General features: G+C 30.8%; 13 protein-coding genes. 4 read left to right on the forward strand and 9 right to left on the reverse strand.

From position 1 onward, the window contains the following. Window positions 1-178: 178 nt before the first annotated feature. Window positions 179-541, reverse strand: a complete 363-nt coding sequence (locus tag H9632_RS07535; protein ID WP_191703498.1) for a hypothetical protein — start codon at window positions 539-541, stop codon at window positions 179-181. A 229-nt stretch (window positions 542-770) separates the two neighbouring features. On the opposite strand from H9632_RS07535, the gene H9632_RS07540 reads away from it, so the two are divergent. Together H9632_RS07540 and H9632_RS07545 are read left to right on the forward strand one after the other, a co-directional pair. Continuing rightward, complete coding sequence (locus H9632_RS07540; RefSeq protein WP_318247681.1) at window positions 771-1,049, forward strand: helix-turn-helix domain-containing protein; 279 nt, start codon at window positions 771-773, stop codon at window positions 1,047-1,049. A gap of 15 nt (window positions 1,050-1,064) precedes the next feature. Beyond that, window positions 1,065-2,312: a tyrosine-type recombinase/integrase gene (locus tag H9632_RS07545; RefSeq protein ID WP_191703499.1), complete on the forward strand. Its 1,248-nt coding sequence runs from the start codon at window positions 1,065-1,067 to the stop codon at window positions 2,310-2,312. Between the two features lie 144 nt (window positions 2,313-2,456). Here H9632_RS07545 and H9632_RS07550 read toward each other — a convergent pair whose 3' ends face one another. The 5 genes from H9632_RS07550 to H9632_RS07565 form a co-directional block, all read right to left on the reverse strand. Then, window positions 2,457-3,434: a hypothetical protein gene (locus H9632_RS07550; RefSeq protein WP_191703500.1), complete on the reverse strand. Its 978-nt coding sequence runs from the start codon at window positions 3,432-3,434 to the stop codon at window positions 2,457-2,459. Between the two features lie 204 nt (window positions 3,435-3,638). Beyond that, a complete protein-coding gene (locus H9632_RS18960; protein WP_263618316.1) occupies window positions 3,639-3,764 on the reverse strand; it encodes a hypothetical protein in 126 nt (41 codons plus the stop codon). Window positions 3,765-3,785: 21 nt separating this feature from the next. Continuing rightward, window positions 3,786-4,193 carry a hypothetical protein gene (locus H9632_RS07555; RefSeq protein WP_191703501.1) on the reverse strand — a complete coding sequence of 136 codons (408 nt, stop codon included), beginning with the start codon at window positions 4,191-4,193 and terminating at the stop codon, window positions 3,786-3,788. A gap of 93 nt (window positions 4,194-4,286) precedes the next feature. Beyond that, on the reverse strand, window positions 4,287-4,850 hold the full coding sequence (locus H9632_RS07560) for a helix-turn-helix domain-containing protein (protein WP_191703502.1): 564 nt from the start codon (window positions 4,848-4,850) through the stop codon (window positions 4,287-4,289). Window positions 4,851-4,913: 63 nt separating this feature from the next. Beyond that, complete coding sequence (locus H9632_RS07565; protein ID WP_191703503.1) at window positions 4,914-5,759, reverse strand: hypothetical protein; 846 nt, start codon at window positions 5,757-5,759, stop codon at window positions 4,914-4,916. A gap of 195 nt (window positions 5,760-5,954) precedes the next feature. On the opposite strand from H9632_RS07565, the gene H9632_RS07570 reads away from it, so the two are divergent. Further along, a complete protein-coding gene (locus H9632_RS07570; RefSeq protein WP_191703504.1) occupies window positions 5,955-7,199 on the forward strand; it encodes a tyrosine-type recombinase/integrase in 1,245 nt (414 codons plus the stop codon). A gap of 319 nt (window positions 7,200-7,518) precedes the next feature. Here the strand turns inward: H9632_RS07570 and H9632_RS07575 are convergent, their stop codons facing one another. Both H9632_RS07575 and H9632_RS07580 read right to left on the reverse strand, forming a co-directional pair. Then, a complete protein-coding gene (locus H9632_RS07575) occupies window positions 7,519-8,316 on the reverse strand; it encodes a hypothetical protein (protein ID WP_191703505.1) in 798 nt (265 codons plus the stop codon). Between the two features lie 230 nt (window positions 8,317-8,546). Next, window positions 8,547-9,659 (reverse strand): phospholipase D-like domain-containing protein, encoded by a 1,113-nt coding sequence (locus H9632_RS07580; RefSeq protein WP_191703506.1) that lies wholly within the window; start codon window positions 9,657-9,659, stop codon window positions 8,547-8,549. Window positions 9,660-9,863: 204 nt separating this feature from the next. On the opposite strand from H9632_RS07580, the gene H9632_RS07585 reads away from it, so the two are divergent. Continuing rightward, the gene (locus H9632_RS07585) at window positions 9,864-11,141 is read left to right on the forward strand and encodes a hypothetical protein (RefSeq protein WP_191703507.1); all 1,278 of its coding nucleotides are present in this window, start codon (window positions 9,864-9,866) and stop codon (window positions 11,139-11,141) included. A 354-nt stretch (window positions 11,142-11,495) separates the two neighbouring features. Here the strand turns inward: H9632_RS07585 and H9632_RS07590 are convergent, their stop codons facing one another. Further along, window positions 11,496-13,688, reverse strand: coding sequence for a phage/plasmid primase, P4 family (locus tag H9632_RS07590; RefSeq protein ID WP_191703508.1), 2,193 nt, complete (start codon window positions 13,686-13,688; stop codon window positions 11,496-11,498). Window positions 13,689-13,772 lie beyond the last annotated feature (84 nt).

Genomic DNA, 13,772 nt, shown 5'->3' on the forward strand with positions numbered 1-13,772 from the left:
TTTAACACACTACAACCGAAGCAGCCGGTCTTTAGCAGTCGTGAAAATAGACTAATGTAGCCAATGAAAACGCGTAAATGGATGCTGCATGTTCAGAATAAATACGGGCTGAAGGAAATTACTACATATGGATTGCGTCATACCCACTGTTCATTGCTGTTTGAAGCTGGTGCTACGATTAAAGAAGTATATGATTGTTTGGGGTATGGTAATGTGCAACATAGCCTAACGCTCGAGGATCATTCGCTATACTATCAAATAGCTTTACGAGTATTTCTATATCTTCATCTCGTCTACTAGTAATTTCATCTAAAATACAAAAATCAAAGGATTTATTACGCAATCCTGCATAGCGTATATCTTCCTCTAAATCCGTAATTAATTGTTCTAGTTCCTTTCTTTGAAGTCTACATTCATAATACTCATCTACTAGTTCAAATTCTTTTTCCTCGATAAATTCTAATAATGTAGAAACTATCCTTACATCAAGGTCTCTTCTGTATATCACTTCATCTGCTAAATATTTATATTCTATTATCATTTTTCCCCAGCTCCTTTCTTTGAGCTCTATCACTATAACTAAATCCTTTTACAGTGCAAGAAAAGAGAGAGATTTATTTCAGCACAAGAAATAACACCAATTAACCTTTTTATTCCCGTATAATTTCTACCTCATTCCAATATTCTATAAAACTTCACTTCGTTATATTGAAAAACAAAAATCCACGAATATATAATCCCTTCGAAATTTTTAATAGAGGTGAAATGAAGTGGATAAATTTTTTAATCAACTATATGTGCAATTCGAGCAACGACTGCTAGCAGCCATTTTAAAAGTGTTAAATGAAAAGCTTTCTAGAGAAGTTGCAAGTTCGACGGAAGAATGGAATGAGTGGATGGATTTAAAAACAGCAGCGAAGTATTTAGGAGTTAGTCCAAACACGTTTTATAACTTTCGTGTGCGCGGATTAAAAGTTGTAGAAATTGATAACGTCAAACGTGTTAGCAAAACAGAGCTAGATCGTTTTATGAAAAAACATTCCAAGTAAAGAGAGGCAATCATAATGAAAGATCCAATTAAAGAAAAAGTCCATAAAAAAACAGGAAAGGTAACGTATGAATTCGCGATAAATTTAGGGGTTCGACCTGGCGAGGACAAGCCTTTTAAAACACGTAGGCGCGGCTTTAAAACGAAAAAAGCTGCTTGGGCTGAATATATGTTATTAAAAGCAAGAGCTGCTAAAGGTCTATTTCCCGAACGTAAAAAAACGATTTTACAGTCTAATATCGAATGTATTTCTAAAAAAAATACAATTACAGAAAACTCTACAGTAGCGGAATACTTTCCTCTATATTGGGATAGTTATCTCGCCAAAGGGAATGCATCAACAACACATGATAAAACATTAAATTATTTTAAAAATCATATTTTACCGTACTTCGGAACAGTTGCATTAAAAGATCTTACACCACTCATGTGTAAAACATTTGCGACTCAACTCATTAATTCTTTACGTTCCGCAAGACAAATTTTGATTTATTTTAAAAGCTTCTTAAAAGATTTAACGAATATGAAGCTCCTTAAGGAAAATCCAATGGAACACGTCTCAATTCCAACAAAAACATCTGTAAATCGGCAGAAACAGATTGCTGGAGAGGAAGATGTATTTTTTGCAAATTACTATACGCTAGGAGAACTAAAAGAATTTTTATCTTTTAGTAAAATGCACTGTCCTCAGATGAAAAATATGTTCTTCGTGTTGCTCGCACATACAGGTTTAAGGCGCGGCGAAGCAATTGCTCTACGTTGGGACGATATTGATTTTGATAAAAAAATAATTCGTGTAAATAAATCCGCAGCATATTCTAATGAAAAGAAATTACACATTAAAGAAACTAAAAACTATTTATCACGCAAAGTAAATATTGATGATGGAACACTTTCTGAATTAAAACATTGGAAAACTTTACAGCAGCAACAATTAAAAATGAAAAATCAATATGTAAAAAGCAACAATCAACAATACATTTTTCAGAACAAGTTCAATGACTTAACAAACCCGTCTCAAACCGGTCGCTGGTTAAAGGAACTGTATAGTAAATGCAATATAAAAAACATTACCGTACATGGGTTACGTCATACGCACTGTACAGTAGGATTGCAAAGCCGCGCTTATAGTGTAGAAGAAATGATGCATAGGCTGGGACATAGTGATGTGAAAGTAACGATGCAAGTTTATACGCATGTGACTGAGGAAACGATGGAAAGGAATCCTGGGATATATATAAAATATATTAATTGTTATGTTTAAGAAAATAATAACTTCCCTAGATGTAGTAACAATCTTATTATTCCTATATTTATTTAATAAACTCTATTAAGTACAGTAAAATTAGGCACAAAAACTACCGATAAACAAAATTTTTATCGGTAGCTTCTTTTATTTCTACTTTTATTAACCTCTAATTTCTTTATCTATTGACTGCTCATTCATTGAATCATTTATAATTTGATCAATATCTTCATCAGATAAAGCATTGTTCTCATTAGACCTCTGTGTGTTTTTTATGCCCTCTCTAAAACTATCTATTGCTGTTAAATCATTTTCTGTGTAATCAATAAGGTACTCTTTCAAACTTCTACCTTTAGACTCATAATCCCAAATTTCTTTTTTATTCAATTGGCCTCTATTATTAGCCTTATTAAGATATAAAAGTGTTTGCTCTTGTCTGTGGTACTCTTGTCTTCTAATACTTACAATTTTCCCCCAATATTTTTCAGCATCATATAGATAACTACTTACAACAAACTTTTTCGGTACTAGAACAATTGGAAAATCTCTTTTACCTACACCTTTAATACTTGGAACATATTCAACAAACTCTTCCCATTTATTATTCATATGGTTCCAAAATTTTCTTTCTAATTTAAAATCTCTTTTAATGTTATATATTTCACATTGTTGTATAGTAAATTCTACAAGCTTCTTTTTTATTAGGCTTGCGATTAAATCTGACATTTTATCACAGCCAAATTTGTCTATAAAGACATGTAAGTCTTCGATTCTTCCAATTAAACCTTTTGAAATTAATTCTTTTATATGAATAAAATTAAAAATTTCATTTAACTCTTCTTCACTATTTCCAGTTCCTTGTGGAAACCCTTCCGTATATCCCAAATAAATTTCATTTGATTCGCCCGAATAAACTAAGTTGCTTCTTGCTTCTTCAATTTGCTTATTCTCATACAAATCTAATACCGTGTTAAAAAAGTCTAAAATTATTTGATCACATTCAATAGCTAATTCGTCATTTTCAGCTTCAATACGTGTTGGGTCAATAAATAATTTATTATCCCAATCGATTCTAATATCTATAAATTCAAAATCTTTCTGAGAATATTCTTTTAGATTAAAATACTTAGAAAATCGCATTATCTTACCGCCTTATACTTTTCTTTTGTTATTAAATTTTTTATAAGATAATACTCTAAGTACTACATTGATTTTATTTTAAAAGAAATATAAAATAATGCTGTAGTCAACGAAGACCTAGAGTATTTAATTTTAATTAATTGCCGTTAATTAAAGTTCAATTACTTGTCATTGAAAGTATAACTGGTTGCCGCCTTTATACTTTCAATGTTTTTCATCTTGATGCTTTTTCAATATTTTTGCAGCTTTACTTTTTTCCTTCTTAGAACTGCCCTTACTACTTAATGTTTTACCTGCTTTTCCAACTTTTCCTCCTGAATGCTTCGCCATCTTCAAGCCTCCTTTATAAGTTTATTTTCTTTTATCATCTAAGAATAACAATCCAAATACTATAACCGCGATTAAAAATACACCTATAACGGCCTTAAGTGCATAAAGTATAGTTGCTATTGATATTCCCAAGATTATAACTGATAAAATAATATGAATACCTACACTATATTCATAATAAGTGTATTTAATTGACTCCCATGTAATTTTCAACATAACCAACGATGCCGACATTTGTATAGTAATCCCAGTCATAGATAAAATCCAAAAAATCAATAAACTATTAGCATTTGAACTAAATAAAATTTCTATAGCTTTATCAATATTTTCTACATGTACATCTACAAAATAATTATTAGATATAAAAATTATCAATAAGCCTAGCAATACCAGCGCCAAAGCAAAATATGATTTAACATTTATACTCACTTTACCACCTCCTTTCAAAAATTTATGTTCCCACTCTTTGGTTTTCAATTTTTTTTTTGAAAACCATTTATTTTTTTAAGGAAGTTTCCTTCCTTAAAAAATACTTTGGTATATATATTGTCTACCACCCTCTATAAGTGGCTCCTCTACTCTTCTGATTAGTCTTTGTTTATATAGCGAGTTTAAATGAGTACTCATTAAATTTGGCTGCTTGTTTAAAAGTTCGGCAACCTCTCTAGCTGTAGTTTTTTTTAATAAGTACACTTTTTCTAAAATTTTTTGATGAGTTCCTGAAATATCACCTATAAAATTTGCTTTACCATCAGAGAGCTTCTCAACAATTGCCAACTTTGTGCCAGCTAAAGTGGTTTCAATATTGTATGTGTGTTCATGAACTTCATTATTCAAATTGATGAAATATAAAAATTTATCATTCTCACAATCACACAAGTACCGAATTACTTTACTAATTACTTCATCTACACCAGAACTATTAATAGCTTGTACATCCTTAAAGTCATAATAAAATATAGTACCAATATCAGCTTTAGAGATAATATCTAAAATTTCATCCTTAATTGGCGCTACTTTAACTCTACTAATAAGGTGTTTATTACTAATTAATTCTGGACAAAGCACCGTAGCAATAATAATCACCTCCTGATTTCAATTATAAATTTGAAAACGATAATTTAAAACTATTACATATTCAAATTTATGTCAAGCAATTTCAATACAAAAATCATAGTAAGTCCCTGGATAAATGGAGGTAGTTTTAAAAATTTGAATATCCTTAGTAAGAATATTATATATATTATTCCCTGTTTTAAGTAGAATTCTACTTTCTTTAAAATTATCCGAAAAAGAATTCTTTCTCATTGTATTTAACCCTAACCCACCTGACGATTCCCTTGTACTTTCATTAACCATGAAAGCTTTTTTTAAAATATCATGTTGGGTATCAGTTTCATCTGCCTTAACTTTAAATCTATTAATAATACCTACTCCATCATCAGCAAGACCTATACGTATTTTATTTGAAGACTTATAAAGTTGGATAGTTACAAAACCATTTCCTTCACTATGATTATAAATATTTGTTCCTAACTCCGTTGTAATGTTGATAATATTATTTGTAATCTTAGAGGAGAAATTATTTTCTGAAAATATCTTTAAAATGGAGTCTGTCATACACTCTAAATCATCGTCATTTCTCAAAGGTAATATTTCCAATAAAATAGAACTTGTATCATTTCTATTTCTTGACTTATATTCTTCTAAACTACAATTACAAAAAACACCCTCAGGTAAGTATTCAAAAAAATTTAACCTTTCAAGATAAGAAACAATTTCACAATGTTCTAAATCTAAGTAAACTTTCATATATCTATTTAAATTTTGAATTCCTAAAACTAAACTAATCATACCTAGAGGTGTTATAAAAGCTAAATTTGAAGCATCAATTACTATAGTTTTATAATTCTTATTAATTGATGCATAAACTTGCTGATTAAAACTATCAATACTTGTAATCGAACTCACAATATTAGGCAATAATATTCTCAAACTATAGTCCTCCTAAATTTCAAGTAATTACATAATAGCAAGAAAACATTTCTAACCTCAAATGAAAAGAAATAAAATTCATAATAATTAATTTTATATTAAAAATAATACTTATTTACAATAAGATTAATTATCTTAAATACGGTATAATTTTAAAGTCTCCAAACTGCTCCACAAGCACATATGGAGGACAACATGGCAATTACAATCAAAAAAGAAATATTAAAAAACGGTACTACATCATATAAATTCGTAGTTAATTTAGGAATTCCTGAAGGTGAAACTAAACCTCGAATCGTTACTCGACGAGGCTTCACATCTACAAAAGAAGCAAAGCAAGAGTTAAAAAAACTACAAGCTCAAGCTGCACTGGGCATCTACCCTGAAAAGAAAAAGCTCGGAAGCAATGAATCTATGAGCTTACAAGCACTAGCCACCTCCGCTTCTACATCAAATAAATCAATGACTTACCAGGAAGTCTTTAACATTTGGAAAGAAGGCTATGAACTAAAAGTTGAATCAACAACGTTAGATAAAACAATTGGCTATTTCAACAATCATATTTTACCTGCTTTCGCTACACGTCCAGTTGATTCAATTACGTACCTTGACTGTAAACAGTTCGTAACGAAGATGACGAAGAAGCTAAAATCGAGTCGTAAAATTTTGTTTTACTTTAGTCGTATATTGAAAGAAGCGGTACAGATGGATCTCATTGCTAAAAATCCGATGACAGGCATCGAGCTTCCTTCAGAAAAGAAAGAGCAGTTTGAGCATGAAAATGAGGTTTTTAAAGAGAACTATTATACTCGTGAGGAATTGGCGGAATTTCTAGCTTGCTGCAAGGCAGATTTATCACAGTTAAAATACATTGTTTTTCACGTTTTAGCACATACAGGCCTACGTAAAGGTGAGCTTTTTGCACTAACATGGGCGGATGTTAATTTCGAAGCGGCTGTATTACGGGTTAACAAGGCAGTCGGTTATTCTACGACGCGAGGGCTGCATATTAAGAACACAAAGACGTCAAAACCGCGCGTTGTGGATTTAGATGAAGAAACCCTTAGCTTGTTGCAACAATGGGCTGAAATGCAGCGTTTAGAGCTTTCTAAAGCGCGGCTGAAGGTGAAAGCGGATAACAAGCAGTTATTATTCCCAAACATTCAGAACGAGTTGATGCATCCCTCTAAGACAAGTCAGTGGATTCGCTCTGTGCAAAAGAAACACAACTTACGCGAGATTTCGACGCATGGGCTACGTCATACACATTGCTCACTATTATTCGAATCCGGCTTCTTTACCCCAGCACAAGTAATGGAGCGATTAGGCCATACTGATTTAGAAACAACGATGAAGATCTATACGCACGTGACTCGTCAATCGCTCGCGAGCAGTACAAAAAATTATTTAAGCTTTATTAAAAATGATGATAACGAATAAAAGTTGTCAAAAACCGTGACAACTTTTTGGCAACTATTTTGGCAACTTTTAAACTGTGCTTAGATGAGTGTCTATGCGCAGACAAAATAAAAAACCCTTGATATACAAGGGTTTTGAGGACTCATATGCGTTTATATGACGCTATATGATTTCCAGTATATGGAGACGGCGGGGCTATGCCCTGTCGTCGAGGAATGCAGTAATATCAAGGGTTTATAGCCATTCAAACCATTTTGACCATGGTTTTGACCTTATACATTAAAATTACGGGGACATATTCTGATTTTGAATAGTAATTATGTTAAACAATTAAATACAATTATTTAATTCGAGAAGAGTCATTAAAATATTCTTTATTTTTTTCTATAACTTTCTCTCTCGCATTTTTAATAATTCTTTTTTGAATAGGTATAGTTATATTATAAATCGTTATTAATAATGAAAATATAGCAATACCGTTAAATAGAGTTACATATTCTTGCTCTTTTACCCAAGAAGAAAATTGCTCAAAAACACTACCCTTTTCATCAGTAAAATTCTTAATTAAGAGCAACATGCCAAAATACACAACACCCATATATATTGCAAAATTTATTAAAGACAGACTATAATACATTTTTTGATTATCAATATCTATATATTTAGATAATTTCTTCAAGCTCATGTCATCTACTTGATTTTTCTCTATATCTGCTTCAGAAGGAAACATCTTTTTTATTCGGAACATAAATAAAAAGTTCATAAAATAATAAAACAATATACCAAATATGTATAAATATAAAAAAGACGCTATAACTAATCCATATATTGTTAAATTAGGATTATTTATAAGAATAATAATCAAAAGGTCCATATATGAAAATAGTAGCAAAAAAAGTATTAGCCAATAGTTAGTAGGATATTTTTTTGTCCCTTTTTCCCTTTTCCAAATTATTATTAAGAAAATCACTACACTTATAATAGGTATTAGAATTAAAATTAGCAAGGCATCATTAAATAGATTATTTACTATTTTAATTATCAAAGGCGTAAATATAAAAACAATTAAAAAAGTTAGTAATTCTGTAAATTTCATTTTTCCAATTTCAGATAATTCGTATGCTCTTTTCATATTCATTATATAACCTTCCTCTCTATTTACCTACCCAGCCCACCTTGATTTCTGGGGTTTAGTGATGGTTAAACCTAAATCATTAGAAAAGTATAAATTGTAGAGCTGTAAATGTAGAAACTATACAAGGACAGCTCAATTTATAATTAATTTGTTAATTATTCATAATTCCCAATTTAATGGAACCAAATAAATTGTTAGTCTGGCAAGCATCTTTTTGTTTTATAAAATTTTAATTATAATCCTGTATTATTTATAACATCCTGGTTCTGATAAACAATTTCACATCTCATATCATCACTTAATGTTTCTAATTCATCAATCAATAGTTCAAAAAGTTTTGGAACTCGCAATACCCACCTCTCAATAAATCCTTTTTGATCATAATATTCTTCAATGATTTGTTCTAAACGTTCTTGTGCTTTAGTTTGACCAAATTCAATTGCTATTTGTAAATCATCTGGATCTCCAGTTGAATAATAGTAAGATTCCTGCGCATTTCTCATTTGATAGTTTTGGAAATCGAAGTTAGCTAAGTCCTCTAAAATGCTATGCATTTTTTCTACCTGGGTTTCTATCAATCTTAATATTTTTGCTAATTTCTCCATATTAATTTCATCATTAAACATTTCTTGGATTTCATAACACATTCCATTACATTCTTCATACATAGAATAAAAATTATCAAAAATATCATCTGGTAAAAATGCAGTATATCTATCTAAGACGATTTCATCTTTACAATATCCTACTTCCATAGAAGTAAATAATCCTTGTTCTAACTTTTCCAACTCCTGTTGACATCTTTTAATAACATCTAATGCTATTTCCTTAAAAATTGAATAATAAGAAGTTGAAAATAAAATAGATTCTTTAATTATGGTTTCAATAAATTGAGTCTTAATTTTATTTATAGTTTCCACATTTCTAATAATAATTCCCGACTCATAGTTATTAAAGCTTTCATCAGAAAAGTTTCCCGACCCAATATAACAAACATTATCTGTCATTATTATTTTGGAATGATTTCTAAAATTAAAGTAACTTTTCAAGTCACAATTATAATTTTCTGTATCTAATCGATCTAAATAATTCGAGATATTTCTAAAAGCATTAGTTCGAGCTGTTGGAGATGTATATCTCATAAATCTGCCAGGTATGTTTGTTATAATAGTTACAGGTATACCATTTAAATTCCTAATAGCATTTAATAAAGTGTCTTCATTTTTAGAAACATTGTATGTAACTATATAAACATTTTTAGCATTAGGTAAATCATCGATTACTTCCTGAAAGCCAAACTCATTATTACTGAAATTTAATGTTCCTTCTACACTAATCAACTCCATATATCCACAGCCCTCTCAATTCCCATATTATTACTAATTATAACACCTTGATGCATTAAAAATTCAAAACATACTCTCACATTTATAAATTAAAACTGATTCCATATGAGCTGATATATAAGATACAATGTATTTAATTCAAATATTATTTTACATCTGAAGTGCCGTTAATAAAGTTTAGGGGAAGCGCAGGGAGGATTTATTATGGAAAGTTATTTAATAGTAGTTACCGCTATTTTAGCAGTAGCTATTTATGCATACTTCACAAGAAAGAAGTCTGTAACTAATGGCAAATCGCAAACAATTGATGCACCAGTTCTGACTACTTCAAGACCTCTGTTAGAAATTCAAAGTTCTAATTCACCTGACATAGGTTCATATACTCAAGTTGAATCATTGCCATTAACCAATTCTTTAAAAGCTAATCTTGGAGATGTTTTCAAAATCTCTTCCCAAGCTAAAGATATTATAGCTACTGAGAAAAAAGTTATTGTTAAATTTAGCGAAGAAATACAAAAAAAGCTGGTGTCAGGCGAGCTTAAGGTAATGCAGAAAAAAGGCGCTCACGGACAACTTAGAACAATTGTAGTTGATGGCAAACACCGTATTAGAGGACATGGATGGGTTGAAACGAAAGATATTAAAAAAATTAATCCTGCTCAATTAGGAAACGCTGTTTTTGGAGTAATGACAATTATAACTGCTCAAGAACATTTAGATAAGATAAACAAACAATTGAATAAAATCGATAAAAAAATTGATACGTTAATAAGGCAATATAATAATGATAAAGTCGGAAATATCCAAGGCAATATACGCTATCTCAAATCCATTTTGCCAAGTCTGCAAAGCACAGATGAAAAATTATCTATTTATCTAACTAAAATTGAAGATATTTCGCTAACATCATATACAGAAATGGAATCAATCCTTAAGGAGCTTCCTCACTTATTAGAAGATGCATCTAAGATCAAGGAAAAAACAAAGTTTGAAGTAAATAAGATTTTACCAACCGTGCAAGACCTTACTTCTGCTTTTGAGCAAAAAATACTGATTGGATATGGCAATTTAGAAGTAATGTCTATTTGCTTGAAACTTTCCAACGATATTGGCAATAACACAGAAGTTAGCATGAATAGAGTTAAAGATATTGAACATTATTTTAAACAATTTAACGATTACCATAAACAATTTGAAAATATACTAAAAGAAAAAAATCAGTCTTTAAATGCAACTTTTAGAAGAAATAAGACAATTGATTCTAAAAAAGAAGAACTTACAAAACACTTATCCCATCACTATGAAACAATTAACAGTAACATGACAGCTATCAATCAGCACATTGTTCAATTAAAAAATCCCGATAAACCTGCTATAAGCGGACCAGTCGATCTTCAAGTAGAGTTTGATGACACGAATAATATTAAAGCAGTATACAGATTAAAAGAAAAAACCTCTCCAAAATCTTTAACATTCCCTTAATAAAATTAGGCATTGTATCTTGTCACTATAAGTTACAATGCCTTTTATCGTTATTGATTAATATTATATTTGGACAAATTGATTATGAATCAACTTGAAAATCAACTAAATCTGTATTGTCATCTCATACGATAAAACAACAATTACGCGTTACACTGCGCCTTCTTGAAAGTAGAAATGTGTTGGACGACATCTCTTTATTAACGACAACCACAAAGAAGAGGAGGATGAAAGGGTTTAGTCTATCTTCTATATTTTTTATATCATCTACTATATTTTAAAATTTACTATTTAATAGAAAAAACCCTTTCGATTCCCTGTGAATTGTTTAAATTTACTTTATGCTGGTTTAGTCTATTTCATCGGATTGATAGTAATTCCCTTATAAATTATTCTGCGGTTGCTTGGATCTTCTTGTCTTATAATTTTGCCTTTATATTCATTCTCAATCGATTTATTAAATTTCATTTGTGAGATTGGCTGTTTTCCATTCTCTTCGCATTTACGTTTATAGGCTTGATAAAGTGATTGGCTGTATTCCTTTTCACCAGGGATGAATTCGCAATATTCCTCAATGAACCAAATTACGTTATTCGATTCTTTGCGATATTCATCTAATAATTTTTTAGTCGATTCACTCTTAGTGAACTGGAATTTATTTTTAATGAGGCGTTCAAGTCCTTCAAGAGCCCACAGAATAATTCCTTCTACTTCGCTTTGCAATTTTGATAATAAAAAAGGATCGATTTCTGACTCTGGAACTTGATTTAAGAATGGGAGAATAATTAATCTTCGGAAGAAACCATCAGTGCGGTCAATATAGTTTGCTGGGAGTTCGTTGCAGGAGAAAATAAGGCGTGCTTTATTATTGAAAGGAAATGGTTTACCATACTTATCTTCAACGACTATCGTATCGCCTGACACAATAGCTTTAAAGATCCCTGTATCGTCTAAACGCTTGTTGGGTAAATCAGCGAAAATATTTGCTAATTTATCTACTAATAACGCTGGTTTGAATTTATCTGACAAATCCTGCATAGAAATGCTGGAGTAATGCTCTTTCCCCAAAATGAATTCAATCAACTTCAAGAATGTTGATTTACCACTTCTACCTGGACCGTATAAAATAAATGCTTTTTCAGCAATAGTCGTTGGAATTAGCAAATAGCCTAATAGTTCTTGAGCAATTAAAATGTCATCAGAGTCCATTGATTGTGCAATAAATTTCTTGAAATGTGGGCAGTCTGCCGATGGATTATATTCAGCATTTACTTGGAAGGTTGTATAAAAATCAAGCGCATGAGGAGTCAATTTACGATTTTCTATATCAAAAAGACCGTTTTTAAAGTTTATGGTTCGTAAATGTTGCGGACTATCTAATAATGAAGAGTCAAATAAGATTTGGATTTTCAATTGTTCTAATACATCTTTTACTTGTGTCGATTTACTATAATTTCTATTCAACTTACTATAAATGATTGCTTTTATCTCTTCATCTTTTAACGCTTTATACACGCCATTACAATATTGATAAACAGTCCCTCTTGTAAAAATGAAGTCCATATTTTCAGCCAAATACTCTGCAAGAATACCCGATTTTAAGATTAAGGAACTTTTCGATTTTTCATACCATATTGGAATCTCTTCTGTTTTCACTTTATTCTTTGATTTCTTATTGCTTGCACTATTATTTTTTTCAAATACTACCGCCGTCTGATCAATGGCATTTTCAATTACAGAATCACCATACGTTCTACCATCTGCGTAGTGAATTTGATCCCACTTTGGACGAAATAAACCTGATTTTCGGAAGATCATGTCCATTTCATTGGCATCTTTCCCTGTATAAAATGCCAAGGCATTGCACAAGGCTAAGTCCGCTTCACTTTGAGAAGGATAATAAGATTCCCATTGTCCATCATACAAACTTCGTAAGCGATCACCATTTTTGCCTGCAAACATTAATTCTAAAATGTCATTCTCGATAATTGAAACCATACTTTGTTGTTCCTCCTTTTTCACAAAATATTTATGATAAATCGTTTCAATTTCATCGCTACAATCCTCTAAGGTTGCTGAATTAAACAATGCATCTCCAGTTACTGTGAAATAGCGTTTTCTATCATACATTTCAAGTCCAAGCGTTGCATTTTTCGAACTTGTACCACATTTGTTACCCAGCGTAATAATATGAAGCCCTTTTCCACTTGGAGAAAATTCAATATATGCCTTTTCTGAAAACAGATTAACAATATCTTCTGCCACACTTGATAAATTACCATTTTCATCAACGCAACCGTCAATATCAATACCTACAAAGTTATCATTTTCTGTGAATACGAAGCCAATTCCCGAAATTGCTTCATTAATTGCAACTGCTGATACAGCATCATTGAATGTGAGCCAATTACGTTCATTGTTACAATCAATAGGTGTTGCATTATGAGGGTTTACGGGTACTTTTGTTATTTTTCCATTTCGTGGTATGGCTTTATAACATACCCACTGTTTTAAAGCTGTCATTTGATCTGGTAGCTTATTAAGCATAATAATCCTCCCTCTATAAATGTTGATATATCAATGGCTTACGCCATTTTTGAGTGTCCAAAAAATATTTTTCGACACATACAT

The sequence above is a fragment of the Solibacillus merdavium genome, from assembly GCF_014836935.1.
Taxonomy (GTDB): Bacteria; Bacillota; Bacilli; order Bacillales_A; family Planococcaceae; genus Solibacillus; species Solibacillus ferritrahens.